20 protein-coding genes are annotated in these 20,928 nt (G+C 48.2%); 15 read left to right on the plus strand and 5 right to left on the minus strand.

Annotated features, from left to right (window positions below; translation table 11 throughout):
* Positions 1-42 precede the first annotated feature (42 nt).
* Complete coding sequence (gene nadA, locus L3J94_06910; GenBank protein MCF6218472.1) at positions 43-1,146, plus strand: quinolinate synthase NadA; 1,104 nt, start codon at positions 43-45, stop codon at positions 1,144-1,146.
* Between the two features lie 60 nt (positions 1,147-1,206).
* Here nadA and L3J94_06915 read toward each other — a convergent pair whose 3' ends face one another.
* On the minus strand, positions 1,207-2,043 hold the full coding sequence (locus L3J94_06915) for an ion transporter (protein MCF6218473.1): 837 nt from the start codon (positions 2,041-2,043) through the stop codon (positions 1,207-1,209).
* A 338-nt stretch (positions 2,044-2,381) separates the two neighbouring features.
* Here L3J94_06915 and L3J94_06920 point away from each other — a divergent pair, with 338 nt between their 5' ends.
* The 8 genes from L3J94_06920 (at position 2,382) to L3J94_06955 (ending at position 12,177) form a co-directional block, all read left to right on the plus strand.
* Positions 2,382-2,954 carry a restriction endonuclease subunit S gene (locus L3J94_06920; GenBank protein MCF6218474.1) on the plus strand — a complete coding sequence of 191 codons (573 nt, stop codon included), beginning with the start codon at positions 2,382-2,384 and terminating at the stop codon, positions 2,952-2,954.
* Positions 2,955-4,577, plus strand: a complete 1,623-nt coding sequence (locus L3J94_06925) for a type I restriction-modification system subunit M (GenBank protein ID MCF6218475.1) — start codon at positions 2,955-2,957, stop codon at positions 4,575-4,577.
* Positions 4,570-5,622, plus strand: a complete 1,053-nt coding sequence (locus L3J94_06930) for a virulence RhuM family protein (GenBank protein MCF6218476.1) — start codon at positions 4,570-4,572, stop codon at positions 5,620-5,622. Before L3J94_06925 ends, L3J94_06930 begins: the two co-directional genes overlap by 8 nt.
* A 2-nt stretch (positions 5,623-5,624) precedes the next feature.
* A complete protein-coding gene (locus L3J94_06935; protein MCF6218477.1) occupies positions 5,625-6,794 on the plus strand; it encodes a restriction endonuclease subunit S in 1,170 nt (389 codons plus the stop codon).
* A 176-nt stretch (positions 6,795-6,970) separates the two neighbouring features.
* Positions 6,971-7,345 (plus strand): endonuclease domain-containing protein, encoded by a 375-nt coding sequence (locus L3J94_06940; protein MCF6218478.1) that lies wholly within the window; start codon positions 6,971-6,973, stop codon positions 7,343-7,345.
* On the plus strand, positions 7,335-8,078 hold the full coding sequence (locus tag L3J94_06945) for a Fic family protein (protein ID MCF6218479.1): 744 nt from the start codon (positions 7,335-7,337) through the stop codon (positions 8,076-8,078). Before L3J94_06940 ends, L3J94_06945 begins: the two co-directional genes overlap by 11 nt.
* Positions 8,075-11,431: an HsdR family type I site-specific deoxyribonuclease gene (locus tag L3J94_06950; GenBank protein ID MCF6218480.1), complete on the plus strand. Its 3,357-nt coding sequence runs from the start codon at positions 8,075-8,077 to the stop codon at positions 11,429-11,431. Before L3J94_06945 ends, L3J94_06950 begins: the two co-directional genes overlap by 4 nt.
* Positions 11,428-12,177 carry a M48 family metallopeptidase gene (locus L3J94_06955; protein ID MCF6218481.1) on the plus strand — a complete coding sequence of 250 codons (750 nt, stop codon included), beginning with the start codon at positions 11,428-11,430 and terminating at the stop codon, positions 12,175-12,177. The genes L3J94_06950 and L3J94_06955 overlap by 4 nt, the downstream gene beginning before the upstream one ends.
* A 3-nt stretch (positions 12,178-12,180) precedes the next feature.
* On the opposite strand, the gene L3J94_06960 is transcribed toward L3J94_06955, so the two are convergent.
* From L3J94_06960 to L3J94_06975, 4 genes are read right to left on the minus strand one after another with little or no spacing between them, the layout of a single operon-like run.
* Positions 12,181-12,894 (minus strand): ABC transporter ATP-binding protein, encoded by a 714-nt coding sequence (locus L3J94_06960; protein ID MCF6218482.1) that lies wholly within the window; start codon positions 12,892-12,894, stop codon positions 12,181-12,183.
* Between the two features lies 1 nt (position 12,895).
* Complete coding sequence (locus tag L3J94_06965; protein ID MCF6218483.1) at positions 12,896-14,080, minus strand: ABC transporter permease; 1,185 nt, start codon at positions 14,078-14,080, stop codon at positions 12,896-12,898.
* Complete coding sequence (locus L3J94_06970) at positions 14,077-15,270, minus strand: efflux RND transporter periplasmic adaptor subunit (GenBank protein MCF6218484.1); 1,194 nt, start codon at positions 15,268-15,270, stop codon at positions 14,077-14,079. Before L3J94_06970 ends, L3J94_06965 begins: the two co-directional genes overlap by 4 nt.
* Positions 15,267-15,875: a TetR/AcrR family transcriptional regulator gene (locus L3J94_06975; protein MCF6218485.1), complete on the minus strand. Its 609-nt coding sequence runs from the start codon at positions 15,873-15,875 to the stop codon at positions 15,267-15,269. Before L3J94_06975 ends, L3J94_06970 begins: the two co-directional genes overlap by 4 nt.
* Positions 15,876-16,027: 152 nt before the next feature.
* Here L3J94_06975 and L3J94_06980 point away from each other — a divergent pair, with 152 nt between their 5' ends.
* The 6 genes from L3J94_06980 (at position 16,028) to L3J94_07005 (ending at position 20,926) form a co-directional block, all read left to right on the plus strand.
* Positions 16,028-16,588, plus strand: coding sequence for a cupin (locus tag L3J94_06980; protein MCF6218486.1), 561 nt, complete (start codon positions 16,028-16,030; stop codon positions 16,586-16,588).
* On the plus strand, positions 16,585-17,259 hold the full coding sequence (mtnC, locus tag L3J94_06985) for an acireductone synthase (protein MCF6218487.1): 675 nt from the start codon (positions 16,585-16,587) through the stop codon (positions 17,257-17,259). The genes L3J94_06980 and mtnC overlap by 4 nt, the downstream gene beginning before the upstream one ends.
* A gap of 316 nt (positions 17,260-17,575) precedes the next feature.
* Positions 17,576-18,028 carry a division/cell wall cluster transcriptional repressor MraZ gene (mraZ, locus tag L3J94_06990; protein MCF6218488.1) on the plus strand — a complete coding sequence of 151 codons (453 nt, stop codon included), beginning with the start codon at positions 17,576-17,578 and terminating at the stop codon, positions 18,026-18,028.
* Complete coding sequence (gene rsmH / locus L3J94_06995) at positions 18,028-18,957, plus strand: 16S rRNA (cytosine(1402)-N(4))-methyltransferase RsmH (GenBank protein ID MCF6218489.1); 930 nt, start codon at positions 18,028-18,030, stop codon at positions 18,955-18,957. The genes mraZ and rsmH overlap by 1 nt, the downstream gene beginning before the upstream one ends.
* Complete coding sequence (gene ftsL, locus L3J94_07000) at positions 18,957-19,223, plus strand: cell division protein FtsL (protein MCF6218490.1); 267 nt, start codon at positions 18,957-18,959, stop codon at positions 19,221-19,223. Before rsmH ends, ftsL begins: the two co-directional genes overlap by 1 nt.
* On the plus strand, positions 19,220-20,926 hold the full coding sequence (locus L3J94_07005; protein MCF6218491.1) for a penicillin-binding protein 2: 1,707 nt from the start codon (positions 19,220-19,222) through the stop codon (positions 20,924-20,926). The genes ftsL and L3J94_07005 overlap by 4 nt, the downstream gene beginning before the upstream one ends.
* Positions 20,927-20,928 lie beyond the last annotated feature (2 nt).

Genomic DNA, 20,928 nt, shown 5'->3' on the forward strand with positions numbered 1-20,928 from the left:
ACCGGTGGCGCAAGCCACCCTTGCCAGTGAAGAGACAGGGCTATGGCCACAATGACCATTGATAGGCAGCAATTGAGTGATCAGCTAAGTGATCAGGAGATTCAGGAACGTATTGTTGTAGCCAGGGCGGCGCTAGGTAAGCGGGTAATGATTTTGGGGCACCACTACCAGCGTGACGAGGTGTTTCAGCATGCGGATGTGTCGGGTGACTCCCTCAAGCTCTCACGCGCCGCCGCCGCATCGGATGCCGAGTACATTGTCTTTTGTGGTGTACATTTCATGGCGGAAGTTGCGGATATTATCTCTCGCCCGGAGCAGATCGCTCTCTTGCCAGACCTCGCAGCAGGCTGTTCAATGGCGGATATGGCCAATTTGGCTAATGTCGAACGCGCTTGGCGGGAGCTGAATGAAGTGCTGGATGCCGAGTCATCCATCACCCCGGTCACTTATATCAACTCGGCAGCTGACCTGAAGGCTTTTTGTGCTCGCCACGGTGGAATTGTCTGCACCTCGACCAACGCACAGAGCGTGCTGCAGTGGTCATTTAGTCAGAAGGAGAAAATTCTCTTCTTTCCTGATCAGCACCTAGGGCGTAATACCGGCTACAAGATGGGCATTCCGCTGGAAGAGATGGTGGTGTGGGATTTTGATCAGCCCATGGGTGGCCTGAGCGCTGAAGAGATCAACAACGCCAAGATGATCCTCTGGAAAGGCTTTTGCTCGGTCCATCAAATGTTCAAACCTGAACATATTGACCGCTTCAAGGAGAAGTACCCGGATGGAAAAGTAATTTCACACCCGGAGTCGAGCTTCGAAGTTTGCCAGAAATCCGACTATGTCGGCTCCACCGAATATATTATCAATGTTATTCGTGACTCAGAGCCGGACAGCCGCTGGCTAGTAGGAACCGAGCTTAACCTGGTTAATCGCCTGCACGAGCAGTTTAAGCATGAGGGCAAAAACGTACACTTCATGTCACCGATGGTCTGCATGTGCTCAACCATGTTCCGGATCGACCCGCTGCAGCTCTGCAAAATCCTTGAGTCACTGGTGGAAGGTCGGGTAATTAACCAGGTAAAGGTTGAAAGCCAAGAGGCTGAGCAGGCACGCACCGCGTTGCAGCGTATGTTTGATGTGTCACCCTAAGTCCGACAGCCTCCTGGGGTGCTCAATTTTTGCTCAGCTTAAACCCAGCCAGACGCTGCTCTAACGCGATTTTCGGTTTTCTCGCAGCAGCGACTTAAGCTCATTAATATCCTGCTTCAAGCCCTGTATTTCACCGCTTAACTGTTGATGCTCAGTCTGCACCACCGCCTCAATGCTCTCCTTATCTTGCTCCGTTTTGTTTGCTTGCACACTCTGCATGGCATCAATGATAATCGCGATAAACAGATTCAACATGGTGAATGTAGCGATCAAAATAAAGGGGATGAAGAATGCCCACGCATAAGCATGTGTCTCCATTACCGGCCTGACAATCCCCATCGACCAGCTCTCCAGGGTCATTATCTGGAACAGGGTATACATTGAGCCGCCCAGTGAGCCAAACCACTCGGGGTGGTCAGCACCAAACAGCTCTGTCGCCATTACCGAAAATACATAGAAAATAATCGACATCAAACCTGCCACTGAAACGATACCAGGAATCGCACCCAACAGCGCCTCAGCAACCACGCGCAGTTGGGGGACGAGAGAGATTAGTCGCAGTACCCGCAAGATACGTAGCACCCGCAGAACTTCAAGTGGCCCGCTGGCCGGAATCAAAGCAATCGCAACAATCACAAAATCAAATACATTCCATGCGCTGCCAAAAAACCGCCCCCTGAAAGCGTAGAGCTTAGTAGAGATTTCAATAACAAACACCGTCAACACGGCATTATCAAAAAGAGTTAGCCAATAGCCATACTCGGCCTCAAACGCATCAGAAGTCGCCAACCCCAGACTGATCGCATTCAATATAATCAAGCCGATAATAAAGTATTGAACCCGACTGGATTCAATCCACACGCCGGCGCGGGTGCGTAAAGGTGTTGCAGATTTCATAGAGACCTCGTTATTACAAGATTTTCACAATAATTTTTGTGGAGAACAGTTCGGATACTTCGTGCGGAATCAATAGACAAGCGAGAGAGTGCATAATTCACGAATGGGGCATTTGTAGAGAAAATTTTTCAGGAAACTTAACTCAGCCTGACAACGCAGCGGGTAGTTTCGACAGCCCCCTATCTTGGTTTATTATACCCCAACAGCAAACCGCTGATTCGCTTACTTCCGTATTCTTCGAAGATTCTATGCAGCATTACTAATAATGCACTAAATTTATTGGCAGGCGCTGCTTTTTAGACTTATTATTGCGTTATTGGTAATGGCGCAGAAATAATATGATTAGTTTAAGTGAAATTGCAGATATATCCGCAGGCTACTCTTTTCGTGGAAAGATAGAAGAGCAAGCGGGCACGGGTATACATGCCATCCAGATGAAAGATGTATCGGAAGAGAGCGGGCTTAACCACGATACGGTTGTGGAGACCTCCTTGCCGAGTAAGCGCACCCCTGATTGGCTACAAGCGGGTGATATCCTATTTATTGCTCGTGGCTCTCGTATCTTTGCAACTTTATATGATGGGGTTTTTAAAGCTGCCATCGCATCACCTCATTTCTTTGTCATTCGAATGACAAATCAAAATGCTTTGCCTGAATTTATTGCATGGCAACTGAATCAGAGTCCCGCTAGGCGCTACTTTGATAAAGAAGCGGAAGGTTCCGTTGCCAAAAGTGTTAAGCGTACATCGCTGGATAAAACACCTATTTCACTGCCAAACCTGCAAAGGCAGCAAACTATTTTAAAGCTACACAAGAATATACATGAGCAAAAACTGATTCATCGTGAGCTGATAAACAATGCGGACAAACTTATGAAAGATGTTGCGCTTAACCTGGAAGGACAACAGTAAATGAATAACCCAATCAGCCAAGGTGCTATTAATAAAGCCCTATGGGGAGCCTGTGACACGTTCCGTGGAACTGTCAGTGCAGATACCTATAAAGACTTTATCCTTACCATGTTGTTTCTGAAATATATCTCAGACGTTTGGCAAGACCATTATGATGGCTATAAAGATGAGTATGGTGATGAACCAGAGCTTATTAAAGAGATGATGAAAAATGAACGCTTCGTTCTTCCAGAAGCCTCAAGCTTCTACTCTCTATATGAGAAACGTCATGAACCCGGTAACGGTGAACGAATTGACCAAGCACTTCATGCCTTGGAAGAATCCAACGGAACCAAGCTACGTGATGCATCAAAATCAGTCTTCCAAGATATCAGTTTTAATACTGACAAGCTGGGTGAAGAGAAACAAAAAAATACGATCCTTCGCCACTTGCTAGAAGACTTTGCCAAAGATGAATTAAATCTTCGTCCTAGCCGTGTAGGTTCACTCGATGTGATCGGTAATGCTTATGAATATCTAATCAAACACTTCGCCGCAGGTGGTGGGCAGAAGGCTGGAGAATTTTATACCCCGCCAGAAGTATCCGACTTAATAGCCGAATTATTAGACCCACAAGAAGGTGACACCATATGTGATCCCGCTTGTGGATCAGGCTCATTGCTTATGAAATGTGGCCGCAAAATCCGTGAAAATTTCGACAGCAAGAAATATGCACTTTATGGACAAGAGGCTATCGGATCAACTTGGTCGCTCGCAAAAATGAACATGTTCCTGCACGGTGAAGATAACCACAAAATCGAATGGGGCGATACCATCCGCAATCCAAAACTTTTGGATAACAACGGCGGTCTAATGCATTTTGATATCGTTACCGCTAATCCGCCATTTAGTTTAGATAAATGGGGGCATGACGAAGCGGATAACGATAAATTCGGACGTTTTCGCCGAGGCATACCACCAAAGGCTAAAGGTGATTATGCGTTTATTCTGCACATGATTGAAACTATGAAACCAAGCACTGGCCGCATGGGCGTTGTTGTTCCGCATGGTGTTTTATTTCGTGGCAGCTCTGAAGGGAAAATTCGCAAGAAACTGATCGAAGAGGGCTTGCTTGATTGTGTTATTGGTCTGCCGGAAAAGCTTTTTTACGGCACAGGTATTCCGGCGGCGGTTTTGATATTTCGCAAAGGCAACCCCACCCCAACCCTCCCCTTGCCAGGGGAGGGAGCTAAATCAAACCCCTCTCTCGGCCAAGGGGAGGGAGGCAAATCAAGCGCCTCCCCCTGCCAAGGGGGAGGCCGGGAGGGGGTGCTTTTTATCGACGCCAGCCGTGAATGCAAAGCAGGTAAAAATCAAAACCTGCTAACCACTGAGAACATCAACAAGATCGTCGAGACCTATAAGGCAAGAGAGACTACAGACAAATATTCATACCTAGCCAATCTTGACGAAATCAAAGAAAATGATTTCAACCTCAACATCCCAAGATATGTAGATACCTTTGAGGAAGAAGAAGAGATCGACCTGATGGCCGTGCGTAAAGAACGCGAAGAACTAAAAGTACAACTAGCCAGCCTAGAGACTGAAATGGACGGCTATATAAAGGAGCTTGGCTATGAGTAAAGATGGCTCCGAAGGCGAATATCCATCATTAAGCGTTAAGGACGAGGTAACGGACTTTCTTCTTTACACAGCTCCGAATAGTGAGGTAAAAATCGAGGTGCTGCTAAACGATGAAACCCTGTGGCTAACGCAAAAGCGCATGGCTGAACTGTTTGGTGTAGGTGTGCCTGCTGTTTCAAAACATTTGAAAAATATCTTTGAATATAATGAGTTAGAAGAAAAGTCAGTTATTTCCATTTTGGAAACAACTGCCGAAGATGGGAAAAACTACCAAACCAAATATTACAACCTCGATGCTGTGATATCTGTCGGCTACCGTGTCAACTCGGCACAAGCCACCCAGTTCCGTATCTGGGCAACTAATTTAATCAAAGAGTACATCATCAAAGGCTTTGCCATGGATGATGAGCGCCTGAAAAACGGGCGCTATTTTGGTAAGGACTACTTCAAAGAGCTGCTAGAGCGTATCCGCTCTATCCGTGCCAGCGAGAGAAGAATCTACCAACAAATCACAGATATCTTTGCCGAATGCAGTATCGACTATGATCCAAAATCAGATACAACAAGACAGTTCTATGCCCATGTGCAAGATAAATTTCACTATGCCATAACGGGTCAAACAGCCGCGGAAATCATCTATAACCATGTCGATGCCAGCAAACCCTTAATGGGCATCAAATCATATAAAAACTCCCCCGATGGCCGCATCCTAAAATCAGATACCACAATCGGAAAAAACTACCTGCAAGAAGATGACATCAAAAAACTGGAAAGAGCCGTGTCTAGTTTTTTTGATTATATTGAAGGGATAATCGAGCGCCGCACCAGTTTTAGCATGGAAAGTTTTGCTGAGAGCGTAAAGAAATTCCTAGAATTTAATGAATATAAAATACTAGATGGTTTCGGAAAAATATCCCGTAAACAGGCAGAACAGAAAGCCATATCAGAATATGAAAAGTTTAACAAAATTCAGAAAATAGAGTCAGACTTTGATAAGAAGATCAAAGCCTTTTTGAAAGAACAGGAAAATAAGGGAGAGTGTTAGTTATGGTTCCTGATGGATGGAGGGCGACACAGGTCGGCGACATAGCAAGGTTTTTTTCAGGAGGCACTCCTAGTAAGAAGAATCCATATTATTGGGGAGGAGATCATCCTTGGATATCAGGCAAAGACCTTAAACAGCATTATCTATATTCAAGTATTGATAAATTAACAGATGAAGGGCTTAAAAACTCTAAACAGGCACCCAAGGGGGCTACTTTAATTCTAGTTAGAGGGATGACATTACTTAAAGATTTTCCCGTTGGATATGCAGCTAAGCGTGTTTCTTTCAATCAAGATATTAAGGCTTTAATTCCAAATAAAGGGATGAGTGATTTATACCTTTCATTTCTTTTGGCCGGAAATAAAAATTTAATTAAACAATTAGTAAGTACGGCTGGGCATGGCACCGGAAGGTTGGACAGTAATAGTATAAAAGCATTTCCTGTAAATGTCCCTCCCCTCTCAGAACAAAATAAAATCGCCAAAATTCTATCAACATGGGATAAGGCGATTGAGGTAACGGAAAAGCTACTGAACAACAGCCAGCAACAAAAAAAATCCCTCATGCAGCAACTGCTTACTGGGAAAAAACGGCTGGCGGGGTTTGGTGGGGAGTGGGATAAAAAATCTCTTTCTAAGATAGCTGATATTGTGATGGGGTCATCACCTAAATCAGAGAGCTATAATAAGCTTAAAAAAGGTCTGCCCTTATTACAGGGGAATGCAGATATAAAAAATAGAATGTCTGTCCCAAGAGTTTATACGTCTCAGATAACAAAAGAATGTTTTGTGGGTGATATTTTGCTTAGTGTAAGAGCACCCGTTGGGGAGGTTTCTCGTTCAAAGCATCATGCGTGTATAGGACGAGGCATAGCAGCAATAAGAGCCAAAGAAGATACATCGCAAAATTATCTATATCAATGGCTATTACACTTTGAGCCAAAATGGGCAAGGCTCTCACAGGGGAGTACATTTGAAGCTGTTAACAGTAACGATATTAAAACACTGCATATTGATGTCCCTCAAAAAGAAGAACAACAAAAAATAGCCTCAATCCTCTCCACTGCCGACAAAGAAATCGAAACCCTGCAACAAAAACTCAACCACCTAAAACAAGAAAAAAAGGCACTCATGCAACAACTGCTCACGGGCAAGCGTAGGGTGGTGCTATGAAGAAAAACCCCTCCCCAACCCTCCCCTTGTCAGGGGAGGGAGCTACAAGAAAAACAGAGTTATCTCCCTTGTCAGGGGAGGGAGATAAACCCCCGGCGGAGTTGGTTGTTAATACTCAAGTTACGCCGTGCCACCGCTCTGCTCCTCCCCCTGGCAAGGGGGAGGCTGGGAGGGGGTTGAAACCTCAACTACACAACCGACCCCAACAAAAAAGCACCCGCCGCCAACTACGTAAAACCCCAACCGAACCTGAAAAACACTTCTGGTCCTGGGTGAGAGGCAAACAACTCGGCACAAAATTCCGCCGTCAACAGGGCATTGGTCATTACATTGTCGATTTTTACAGTGCAGAACATGCACTCATTGTCGAAATTGATGGCGACAGTCACTATGACCCCGAAGCAATCGCCTATGATGCCGTCCGTACTGATTTTCTCAAAACAAAAGGCTTCCGTGTTGTTCGTTTTACCAATCGTGAAATCATGCAAAATAAAGAGGGTGTATTAATGTCGTTAATGGCAATTTTTACTGAGGCAAATCATGATGGATAAATTGACTGAAGTTGACAAGCTGCTGGCCAAATTAAATCACCTGCGCCCACTGCCAAAACACACGGTGAAAAGTTTACATGAGCAGCTAGTGCTGGAGTGGACTTATAATTCCAATGCCATCGAAGGCAATACGCTAACACTGAAAGAGACCAAAGTGGTGTTGGAAGGTATTACCATTGGCGGCAAGCCGATGCGCGAGCATTTTGAGGCAATTAATCACAAAGAGGCTATTGATTATGTGGAGGCCGTTGTTGCAAGTGATGAGCCTTTTAGCGAGCATGTGATCAAGTCAATACATCAGTTGATATTGAAAAATATCGATGCGTCAAACGCCGGTGTTTATCGGCAGGAGAATGTTTTAATCTCGGGTGCGGAACATATCCCCCCCGAGCATTTTTTGCTAGCTGAACAGATGTCAGCATTACTCACCTCATACCGTGAATTTTCAGGGCATCCGTTAGAGCGTGCCGCACGTTTGCATACCGAGTTTGTAAAAATTCACCCTTTTGTTGATGGTAATGGTCGCACGGCTCGTTTATTGATGAACCTTGATTTAATGCGCTCCGGTCTGTTGCCCATCATTATTAAAGCCACTAATCGCCTGGACTATTACGAGGCACTGGATAAGGCACATACTAAAAATGAGTACGGTGATTTTTTACGCTTGACAGCAAAGGCGGAGCTTGAGGCGCTGGAAAAAACATTGCAGCTGGTGGGCGGTGCTAAACCATGACATTGCTACCTAAATTCCAGGAAGAATACAGCGCAAAGATACCCGCATTAACGCTTCTCCATAATCTCGGCTGGACATTCCTATCACCCGAACAGGTTTTGGCCGCACGAGGCAGTCATCGTTCCCGGTATCCTACCTCCCACGATACTAGCGCATCCCTGCGCGTCGAAACCAGTGAAGTGGTTTTACGTGATGTGCTGAGAGACCAACTTCGCAAACGCCGTTTTACTTTCGCAGGCAAAGAACGGTCATTCTCAGAAAATGCCATTGATAATGTCATTGCTGAATTATGTTCACCGGCCTTAAACGAAGGCTTAAATGTAGCCAATGAAAAAATATATAACCATCTTCTATACGGGATATCAGTTAGAGAGTTTATAGACGGTAAAAAGATTAATCCAACCATCCAGATCGTTGATTGGAATAATGTTGATAACAACAGCTTTTTATATACCGAAGAATTTACGGTACAAAAAACCAATGGTGTGGAAAGTCGTAGGCCAGATATTGTTTGTTTTGTTAATGGCCTTCCCTTTGCTGTTATTGAAGCAAAGCGCCCCGATGGACATGCTAAAAAATCGCCAACGATAGAGGAGGGTGTTTCTCAAAATATCCGTAATCAGCGTAATGACGAAATCCCCCATCTATTTGCCTATTCCCAGCTTCTATTTTCGATTAACGGGGTTGATGGACGTTATGCAACACAGGGCACACCCTCAAAATTTTGGGCACCTTGGCGAGAAGAAGACATCAACGAAGGCGAGTTCTACACAGCAAAGAATAAAACCTTGAGTGAAGAGGCCAAAGCCAGTCTATTTTCTCGTCGGCCTCAGCATGACCGTGAATGGTATGAAAACCTTATTGCAGGTGGTGAGCTTGCCGTAACCGATCAGGACAGGCTTATTGTTAGCCTGCTGTCACCCTCGCGCCTTATTGAGATGACCCGGTTCTATGTTCTATTTGATAAGAAGGTCGGGAAAGTGGCCGCTCGTTATCAGCAGGTCTTCGGAATTAAAAGACTGATTGAACGCATCAATACAAAAGACAAGACAGGCGCAAGAGAAGGCGGTGTTATCTGGCATACCACGGGTTCAGGTAAATCATTCACTATGGTTTTTCTATCCAAAGCCCTTATCCTCCATGAAACCTTAAAGCAATGCAGAATTGTGGTAGTCACTGACCGCGTTGATTTGGAAGGCCAGCTTAGCAAAACATTCAGCAGCGGCGGTGAACTTGCCAGTAGAAAAGATAAAGAAGCCGCTATTGCCACATCAGGTAAACGACTTGCTGAGCAGATATCAAAAGGTAATGAGAGAATAATATTTTCCATCATTAACAAATTTGCCATTGCCGCAAAAATGCCAGAATGCCATAACCCAAGCGCTGATATTATCGTGCTGGTCGATGAAGGTCACCGTTCCCAAGGCGGTGAAAATTATATCCGCATGCGTCAGGCGCTGCCTAACGCCTCATTTATCGCTTTCACCGGAACACCATTGCTAAAGAATGAGAAAACAGTCAGTAAGTTTGGCTCTATCGTTCATGCCTACACGATGCAAATGGCGGTTGAAGATAAAGCAGTCACGCCACTGCTTTATGAAGAGCGCATTCCTGACCTTGATGTGAATGAACGAGCCATTGATCGTTGGTTTGATCGTATTACTGAAGGTTTAACAGAAGAACAGAAATCAGACCTCAAAAATAAATTTGCTAAAAAAGGCCATGTTTACCCGTCAGAAGACCGTATCCGCTTGATTGCCTATGACATTGCCAATCACTTTGTAAAAAATATTGATGATGGGCTAAAAGGCCAGCTTGCCTGCGATAGCAAACTATCCGCCGTTAAATACAAGCAGTTCATGGATGAACTAGGCTTGTTTGAAACGGCCATTGTGATGTCAGCACCCGATACACGAGAAGGCAATACGGATGTTGATGAGTCCACGGTTCCTGAAGTCGCCAAGTGGTGGAAAGAGAATATCGGTTCTGAAGACGAAAAGGCTTATACCAAAAATATTGTAAAGCGCTTCGAGGAAGACGACGATCTGAAAATTTTGATTGTTGTCGATAAGCTGCTGACTGGCTTTGATGAGCCTAGAAACACCGTTCTATATATAGACAAACCCTTAAAAGACCACACGCTTATTCAAGCAATCGCCCGTGTTAACCGCCTGCATGAGAAGAAGAAGTTTGGGTTGCTTATAGATTATCGCGGCATATTGGCTGAACTAGATACGACGATAGCAAAATATCAGGGTTTAGCTAAACGTACTCAGGGCGGTTTTGATATAGATGACCTAGCAGGTCTCTATCATCAAATGAGCACCGAATATAAAAAGCTGCCGATGTTCTATAAAAACCTATGGGCAATATTCAAAGAGGTAAAGAACAAGGGTGATATAGAACAGCTCCGCCAAGTCATTATTCCCAAGATGCAGGAATACCCCCTCCCCAGTCAAGGGGAGGGTTGGGGTGGGGTTGAAATGGTTGATACAAACCTGAAAATTCGCGAAGACTTCTATAATTGTCTAAGCGAATTCGCAAACTGCTTAAAAGTGGCTTTGCAGTCGGCTAGTTTCTATGAAGATAAAAGTTTCAGCGAAAAAGATAGAAAACACTACAAAGAAACCGTTAAGCAATTAACGTCATTACGCCAGATGGCCAGAGCCGACGCAGGTGAGACAGTTGATTATGACGAATATGCTGATCAGGTCAAAAAGCTGATGGATAAGCATGTGGTCGGTGTTGAAGTGAAAGAGTCCACAGGTGTTTATGAAGTCGGCAAGATGGGAAAAACAGACCCCAAAGAGTGGTCAGAAGATAAAACCAGAAATGAAACAGACATTATAAAAACCCGTGTCACCCGCATGATAGAGCAAAGTTTGCGTGATGATCCCTATGCCCAAGAGGTGTTTTCAAAACTCCTGAAACAGGTAATAGAAGAGGCCGAAGCTGAGTTCGATCACCCGTTAAAGCAGTATATGCTTTTCAGAGAATTCGAGGAAAAAGTCGAGAAGCGTGAAGTCGATGATTTACCCGATAGTTTTGCCGATAACAAACACGCACAAGCCTATTACGGCGTACTCAAAATGCATGTTGGCGAGAATCTTCCATCAATAGAGGATGATGTTTCAGAGAGGTGGGTGGCGTTGTCATTTAAAATAGATGAGATCATCACGAATGCGATAGCAGAGCATTCAATCAATCCTCAAAACATCGAAGCTGAAATCCGTAAAAACCTCCTACCGATGATATTCGGAGAGTGTAAGAAAGTTGGAGCAGGTATGGATCAGGCAAAAGCCATGATCGAAAGAGTAGTTCAGGTTGTGCGTGAAGGGCTAAACAAGTCATGACAAATCTAGCCATTAGACAAGAGGGTTCAATTCAATACGGTGACATTTCAATTAACTTTGTCATTGAACCAAGATCAAGCGATGCCCCAAAAGTCCTCATAAAAGTCCACCCCGATTGCCGAGTCGTCGCACTCGCTCCACCCATGGCCTCATACGACGAAGTGATTGATGCCGTTAAAAAGCGTGCGCGTTGGGTCTATCGTCAAATTAAATATTTTAAAGCGCAGGCTGAACATAGTCTCCCACGTCACTATGTGAGCGGTGAAAGTCATTTCTACCTAGGTCGCCGTCATCTTCTCAAAATAAAACAAGACCCTAAGCACACTCCAGAGGTTAAGCTGCTGCGCGGTGTTTTAGAAGTAAAAATAAAATCAACCGATCCAGAGAAAATTAAATTACTCCTGTTCTGCTGGTATAAAGCGCGAGCGAGAGAAGTCTTTGATAGGCGACTAGATGACGTTATCTCTCAAACCCTCTGGGTAAAAGAGAAGCCACCAATAAAGCTCCTATCAATGCAAACTCAATGGGGCAGTTGTTCACCCAAAGGCCAACTAACATTAAACCCCCATCTAGTAAAAGCACCAAGGGAGTGTATTGATTACGTTTTACTCCACGAACTTTGTCATATAGCAGAACACAATCATTCAGAAGATTTCTATCGCCTTGTAAAGCAAGTTATGCCGAATTGGCAGAAGGTGAAAGAGCGGTTGGACGGTATGGCCTGTTTTTATTTGAATGGTGTTTGAGCCTTAACTCAAATCCTGTCCCTCTCCCGCCTCCTCATGGGTACCGCCATCTCTGATGTGATAGATCCGCTTGAAGGTCGGGATGATCTTTTCATCGTGGGTGACCACTATAATGGCGGTTTGATATTGCTGGGCCATCTGGTTGAGGATGCGAATAACCGAGAGGGCTCGCACGCTATCCAGGGGTGCGGTGGGTTCATCGGCGAGAATAACGGGGGGTTGGTTGACCAGTGCGCGGGCAATGGCGACACGTTGTTGCTCTCCACCTGAGAGTTGTGAGGGCATCGCTTTGGCGCGGTGGGCAACGTCCAGTGCGTCGAGTAACGCCACTGCCCGTTTGCGCGATTCGGCATTGGAGTGCCCCGCCAGCATGGGCAGTAGTGCCACGTTATCCGTGACATCCAGGAAGGGGATTAGGTAGGGTGCCTGAAAGACAAAGCCAATATTGTCACGGCGCAGGGCGCGGAGGTCTTTTATCTGCCAGCCGTTATCATAGATCACTTTGTCTCCCAGGGTCATTCGGCCTGCCGTTGGCTCTATGACAGCCCCTAGGCATTTGAGCAGGGTGCTCTTGCCGGAGCCTGAGGGGCCAATCAGTCCAACCACTTCACCGGGGGTGACGCGCATGTTGACCTCTTTGAGGGCATCAACGGCCGTATCGCCCTCGCCGTAGCGTTTGCGCATCCCTTCAATTAAAATACCTTTACTCTCTTCCATATTAGCCTCCAATCGCTTCGGCCGGATCAACCTTGAGGGCGGCGCGGATGGCCAACAGGCTGGCCAGAATGCAGATAATGACAATAGCGATAAATCCCCGCAGCGCATCCCCCGGCTCGAGTAGTACATATTTAGGGAACATCGGTGCCCAGAGGGTGGCGGAGACCTTGCCGACGACAAAGCCGATCAATCCCAACCCCACAGCTTGCTGCATAATCATGCCAGCAATAGTGCGGTTGCGGGTGCCGATTAGTTTGAGTACGGCAATCTCGCGGATCTTACCCATGGTCAGGGTGTAGATGATGAAGGCGACAATGGCGGCACTAACGATGGCCAGGATCACCAGAAACATACCGATCTGTTTGGATGAGGTGGCAATCAGCTTGGCAACCAGAATCTCTTCCATTTGGGCGCGTGTATAGACTTGCAGTCGTTGCCAGCGCTGTATCGGTTCGGCCACTTTTTCTGCGGAGAACCCAGGCTTTACCTGCACCAGTATCGCATTGACAAATGGGTTGCTGCTTTGTGAGCTGAGGATGGCATCCAGCACTTCCGGGCGGCTAAAAGCCGGGTTGGCTGCGGTACGGTTACGCTCATTAATGATCGCATCATTATCTTTCAGGAACTGTGCTTCCTGTGCATCCCTGAGCGGGATGAATACCATGGGGTCACCTCCAGAGGAGACCATGCGCCGGGTCAAGCCGACCACGGTGTAGTTATGGCGGCGAATGCGAATGGTCTCGCCTAACTCAAAGCCGGTGGCGATATCCACTACCGCTTCGTAGTGGCTGCGGGTGATCTGTCGCCCGGCTAACAGGTGACCGGGTTCACCAGGGCCATCCGGTATGATGCCGACCACCATTGCCCTGACATCACGCTCACCTTGCCGTACCTGCATGGTGAGGTAGGTGACGTTGGCGGCACGGGCGACACCCGGCATGGCGAGGATGCTGCGATAGATGTCGTCATGCAGGCTAGAGGGTTCGGCATAGGGGCCCAGGGTATCTTTTTGAACTACCCACATATCGGCACCACTATTATTCAGCAGTACCTTGGCATCATCCACCATGCCACGGTAGACACCCGCCATGGTTAGGGTGACACCAATCAGTAGTCCCAATCCCACGCCGGTGAAGACAAATTTCCCCCAGCTGTGGAGTACATCGCGGGCAGCCAGGCTGATCATGATCCGTTACCGACCAGGTGGTCTACTATGGTGATGCGGCTGCGGCTGGTTAACTCCTGTTTACTGTAAACCACCACCTGGTCACCGGCTTTAAGCCCCTGCGTGATCTGCACCCTTCCCTCTAGGTCAGAAGTGCCGGTTTCAACGGGCGTAAATTGCAAGTCATCACCCTCAATCCGCCATACGCCCGTTTGCCCCTTAAGGCGCTTTATGCTGGCGTTGGGCACAACGGGCGTGGCATCCAGTTGAGGCAGTGAAACGGTCACCTCGGCCAGCTCTCCAATAGGGGGGATAGGCTCTGGTAGCTGTTTAAAAACCACTTTTGCCAGCGTCTCTTCCGTAACAGCGTCTGCTAACAGCTCGATACGAGCGACTTCTCCTGTGGCTGGTTGGTTTGCCCGTGAGCGCAATACAATGATGGCAGGTAACTCTTTTGCCAGTCCATTGGATTGCAGTTGGTTAAAGCGCACGTTAATCCAGAGGCTTGCGGGGTCAATTATCTCCAGCACCGATTGGCCTGCCATGGCGGTGCTGCCAGGTTCGATATGGCGGCTGGTAATGATGCCGTCCACGGGTGCGATCAGTAGTAGGTTGCGGCGCTGCCTTAGCAGGCCCTGGTGCTCTGAGCGCAACATCTCCAGCTCTTGCTGTGCCGCATTCAGCGTCGCCAGAGAAACCTCTAACCCAGCTTGGGCCACTTGATACTCTTGCTCTTTTGCTTCTGCCACTTCAGCACTGACATTACGCTCAATGGCCAGTTGCTTGTAGCGTTTTGCTTGCGCTTCGGAGTATTGGGTACGAGCAGCCAGGTCATTGACGCGTGCTTCGGCAGCTGTGATCGAGGCGTTTGCACGTCTAACGGCGGCATGGTTGGTGGCAATTTTATCATCCATATCGATGGGATCCATTTCGCCCAACACTTCCCCTGCCACAACGCGCTCACCCACATCGCGGTTGAGTGATAACAGCCGTCCGGTCATGACCGGGCCAATACGGTAGCGGTAGCGGGCTTCAACCGTGCCGATGCCAAATAGGGCTGGGGTAATGGATTGCTCCTCAACCGTCTGCACCGTAACCGGTATGGGGGCCAGTGGGCCTGAGTTGGTCACCACGTAGCCAAAAGCCAGCAGTAGCGGCAACAGCACCAATATCAAGGCGGCGGTGCGGATATTTATCAGTGGTTTTTTCATGATTTGGCCTCAATGCCTTGACGAAAGATTGTAAAAACACGGATGGCTTTGTCGCGCATGGTATCGCTCTCCCCGGTAATAAGTGACTGCATGACTAAGCCCTGAATCGCTCCAATGAAGAGCTGGCAAGCGGCTGTAGAGTCCACAGAAGGGTCAATTTCACCCGCTGCTTTCCCCTTTTCGATCCAATCCGCTAGGCGTTGGGCATACTTTTTTAGCAGAGTGCGCACCATCTGCTTGGGTGCACTGTCGTGAGTATGTTGTAACTCACCAAATAACATGCGAGGAACACCGGGGTGGCTGGAGACAAATTCGATATGTGCAATGAACATCGCCTCTAAAGCTGCGAGCGGTGTTGGGGCGCTTGCGGCGGCTTTATCCACCCGTGCCAGCAGGTGGTCAGCAACCCACGCCATCACCGCCTGCCAGATCGCCTCTTTGCTAGGGAAGTGACGAAATAGAGCGCCTTGAGTTACATTCATATGTTTTGCAATCGCTGCGGTCGTGATTTTGCTGGGATTACTCTCTGCCGCCAAGTCGATGACGGCTTTAACTGTAACAGTGCGGCGTTGGTCAGCACTCAGGTTCTTTTTTGTGGTTTTCATCGAGTTTTCGCTAAAAGATAGTAATTGATTACTATCTTAGAATATTATTGTTTGGTGTCAAGTTTTTTATGCGCACGTTTGGCGATTGTTTTTTGTTTTGCGGTTACACTTTTTCCAGCGTTACAATAGCGAAGTTGATTTTGGAGAGCGTGATGAGTGTATTGACTATAGCCCCAGAGCAAGGTGTTTTATCGCCACAGGTGATTGATGATCCATTGCAAATTAGTGCTGATCTGGCACAGCGCGGTGTGTTGTTTGAGCAGTGGCGAACAGACCACTCATTGGCACAGGGTGCCAGCCAAGAGCAGGTTATCGCCGCTTATCGCAGCGAGGTGAACCGCCTAATGAAACGCTACAATTTCCAGTCGGTTGATGTGATTAGCCTGGGGCCGGACCACCCGGAAAAAACTATTTTGCGTAATAAGTTTTTGGGCGAGCATACTCACAGCGACTACGAAGTGCGCTTTTTTGTTGAGGGGTGTGGGCTGTTCTATCTTCACATCAAAGGAGAGGTGCTTGGTTTGATGTGTGAGGCGGGTGACCTGATCAGCGTGCCGAGAGGCGTGCCACACTGGTTTGATATGGGCGAGTCGCCAGACTTTAAGTGTATCCGGCTATTTACCAGCCAGGAGGGGTGGGTTGCAGAGTATACTGATAACCCGATTGCGGTGAGCTTCCCGAGTTTTGAGCGATTTAAGGCGCAATACTTGTGATTAAGGCGGTTGTAACAGACATAGAGGGTACAACCACCTCAATCAGTTTTGTGCATGAAACCTTATTTCCCTATGCACGAAAAAAGCTCGCACCGTTTATTCGACAGCATGCAGATGAACCTGCGGTTGCTGAGCAATTGGCGGCAGTTTCCGTTGAAGTTGGGCACACGCTTTCCCTTGATGAAGCCATCCATCAACTGGCTGAGTGGATGGATGACGATAAAAAAATCACCCCGCTAAAAGCGTTGCAGGGGATGCTCTGGCAACAAGGTTATGAGAATGGCGATTATCAGGGGCACGTTTACCCGGATGCTTATGAGAAGCTTAAACAGTGGGCAGAGTGGGGAGTTCTCCTCTATGTCTACTCGTCAGGCTCTGTAAAGGCGCAGCAGCTACTCTTCGCCCATACTGAATTTGGTGACATGAGGCCGCTCTTCAGTGGCTATTTTGATACCCAGGTGGGCAGTAAAGGTGACCCCGCTTCATACCGGATGATTAGCGAGGAGATCGGTCTGCCAGCGGCGGAGATACTGTTTCTTTCTGATCTTCAAGCTGAGCTGGATGCGGCAACTGCCGCAGGGATGAGTGCGGGGCTGTTGCTTCGGGGTGCTGAGGGGAGGGCGGATGCTGCGGATGTTTATGATGATTTTTATGGTGTTACGGTGCCGTGAGCATCTACCCTGCTTATCAAATGCCTTTAGGCTTCCAATGAGTTGATAGAAAAATGGCAGAGGTGCCTATTTTTCTCCACTTATTTCTTTTTATCGCTATTTTGGCCGCTACTTCCTTAATGTTCTACTTTAAGTTACGCGGTTATCAGGCTGATTTCTAGCTGTAATTTTATGTGTTACACCCTTCTGAAAACTACTCCTATGTTGTTGTCTTATAAGAAAAAACACCGGACTTTATCTTGACTCGGGCTCCTTGTGGGCTCTATAGTGTCAGGAAGTGGGTAAAAGTGGTGTAAAGTGGTTTTTTGGGGGTGTTTTGTTACGAGGCGTTAACACAATTAATCTGGATGCTAAGGGGCGCATGGCAATGCCCTCCCGTTATCGGGAACAGCTCCAGGAGTCTTGTGAAAGGCAGTTGGTGGTCACGGTGGATCGTGAGCGCCACTTGCTGCTGTATCCGCTACCCGAGTGGGAGCGTGTTGAGCGCAAGCTGCTTGAACTACCTACTTTCGATCCAAAAGCGCGCCGCTTGCAGCGTTTGATTATGGGCCATGCAACGGATTGTGAAATGGATGGCAGTGGCCGTATTTTGCTGCCGTCGCCGTTGCGGGAGTTTGCTGCCATTGAGAAGAAAATTGTGATGATTGGGCAGGGTAATAAGTTCGAAATATGGGATGAGGGACGCTGGAATGCGCTCTGCTCATCCTATCTGGAAGAGGATGATGATGAGAGTATTAACTTGGCAAGCTGGGGCGGTCTGTCACTCTAATGGCTGAGCACACTCACTATCCTGTTTTGCTTCATGAGGCGGTTGAATCACTTAATATTCAGCCGGACGGAATCTATATCGATGGTACTTTTGGTCGTGGTGGGCATTCGGCTGAAATTCTGAAGGCGCTGGGAAGTGACGGGCGCTTAATTGGATTTGATAAGGATGATCAGGCGGTTGCGGCGGCTGAGGCGCGTTTTGGTAGTGATTCACGATTTACCATGGTCAAGGGCAGCTTTGCCTCCATGGGCGAGTGGGCGGCTGAGAGCGGAGTGGCGGGTCGTGTAAAGGGTATTTTTCTCGACTTGGGTGTTTCGTCACCACAGATTGATGATGCAGGTCGTGGTTTTAGCTTTCGTATGGATGGCCCTCTGGATATGCGCATGGCTTCGACGGGGTTGAGTGCAGCGGAGTGGATTGCTGATGTGGAGCGCCAGCCGCTGGCGGATGTTATTCGCGAGTATGGAGAGGAGCGTTTTGCCTGGAAAATTGCCGGAGCGATTATTGCGGCACGGGATGCAGCGCCTATTGAAACCACTGAGCAGCTGGCGAATATTATTCGTGCTGCCAGCCCGACCCGTGAGCACCGCATTGATGCGGCAACACGGAGCTTTCAGGGGATTCGTATCCATATTAATCGTGAGCTGGATGACCTGAAAGATTGCCTAGAAGATATATTCGAAGTGCTGGCAGTGGGTGGTCGTTTGAGTGTGATCAGCTTTCACTCCTTAGAAGATCGCATCGTCAAACAGTTTATTCGAACCCATTCGGCAGCGGATGTTTATCCGCGTGGGCTGCCAGTGCGGGAGGATGAAATGCGTAAGCCACCCCTACGAGCGATCGGTAAGGCGGTAAGGGCGAGTAAACAAGAGATTGCGGAAAATGTGCGCTCGCGCAGTGCCATTATGCGGTGTGCAGAGAAACAGTAATGGCGATACGTATCGTGGTTTTTTTGCTGCTATTGGCTGTGTTGTCGAGTGCCATTGGTGTGGTCTATACCCAGCACCAGAGTCGCAAGCTATTTGTTGAGCTGGAGCAGCAGCGCAAAGAGCAGGACAAATTGGAGATTGAATGGGGACGGTTGCAGCTTGAACAGGGCACGCTGGCAACACCGTGGCGTATTGAAAGTACAGCGGCGAAGCGCTTAGATATGGCGCTTCCCGGTGAAAACGAGGTTGTAATAGTAAGGCCGTGACAGACCAGGTGCATCAAGATAACTATCCCCTTAGGCAAGGATTTGCCCTGTTATTGCTGGGTTCTGTGATGGTCTTGCTGCTTATTCGCGGGGCTTACCTGCATGTGGTTGAGGGTGATTTTCTACAGGGTGAGGGTGATGCCCGGTACCTGAGAAATATCGAAATTGGTGCAACACGCGGGATGATTCTTGACCGTAACGGTGAGCCGCTGGCCATCAGTACGCCCGTTGACTCTGTATGGCTTAACCCTCAGAAACTGAGCCAGAATCGCGCTGAATGGCGGGCGCTGGGCCAGCTGTTAAAGGTGGATGTGGAGAAGGCCTTAAAGGGGCGTATGGGGCGTGGTTTTGTCTATCTTCGCCGACAGATTGATCCTGACCTTGGTAGGCGTGTTATGGCATTGAATATCAGCGGCGTGCATCTTCAGCGTGAATATAAACGTTACTACCCTACGGGCGAAGTTTCTGCGCATCTGGTTGGTTTTACCAATGTCGATGACCAAGGGCAAGAGGGAATGGAACTGGTCTACGATGAGTGGTTGCGCGGAGAGTATGGCGAAAAACAGATTATTCGCGACCTGCGTGGGCGGATTGTTGAGGATGTGAAAAGTATTCGCTCGCCGGTAGCGGGTGAAAATTTGACCTTGACCATTGATAAGCGTTTGCAGTATCTCGCCTATCGCGAGTTGAAGAGGGCTATCCAGCACCATGATGCTTTGGCGGGTTCTGCGGTGTTGATGGATGTTAAAACGGGTGAGGTGTTGGCACTGGTGAATCAGCCCGCATTTAACCCGAATAATCGTGCCGAATTGCGCAGTAACCTCTATCGCAACCGGGCGGTGACTGATTTGGTGGAGCCTGGATCAATATTAAAACCTTTCACCGTGGCCGCCGCTCTTGAGTCAGGCGCAGTGAGCAGCGATATCATGATTGACACCCGGCCCGGTTATCTGCGGGTGGGGAGCCACACGGTGAAGGACTTTCGTAATTATGGTGTGCTCGATCTGACCACGCTGATTCAAAAGTCTAGCAACGTGGGGGCGGCCAAGCTGGCACAGGCAACTGAGCCAGAGGCGCTGTGGCAGGTGCTGTCAGATGTGGGTTTTGGTGAGCTGCCCGGTACAGGTTTTCCGGGTGAGCGCGCGGGTCGGTTGCCTCACTATATTGATTGGAATGAGGCGCGGCGAGTGACGCTCTCTTATGGCTATGGCCTCTCTGCATCACCATTGCAAATTGCACAGTCTTACACTGCATTAGCCAATGATGGCAAGCTGGTTCCCGCTCGCTTTGTACACCATGAGAGTCTACCGGGCCAAGCGCGCCAGGCTGCTTTTTCTGCGGATGTGGCGCGCCAAGTTCGCACCATGATGGAGCGTGTTGTAGAGGCGGGTGGTACCGGCCAAAAAGGGGCCATTGCCGGTTATCGGGTTGCGGCTAAAACCGGCACAGTGAGAAAAGTGGGCGCAACGGGTTATATGGAAGATCGCTATTTAGCGCTCTACGCCGGTTTGGCTCCCGCAAGTGATCCACGACTGGTGATGGTGGTCGTGGTTGATGAGCCGCAGGGTGATGAGTATTACGGCGGCGCGGTGGCGGCACCGGTTTTTAGTGCCGTGATGGCGGGTGCGCTGCGCTTGCTGAATATAGCGCCCGATAATATATCGGTTGAAAATCGACATCAGGCAGCACAGGGGGTGCACTGATT

The organism is Gammaproteobacteria bacterium (genome assembly GCA_021647245.1).
Classification (GTDB): Bacteria; Pseudomonadota; Gammaproteobacteria; order RBG-16-57-12; family RBG-16-57-12; genus JAFLJP01.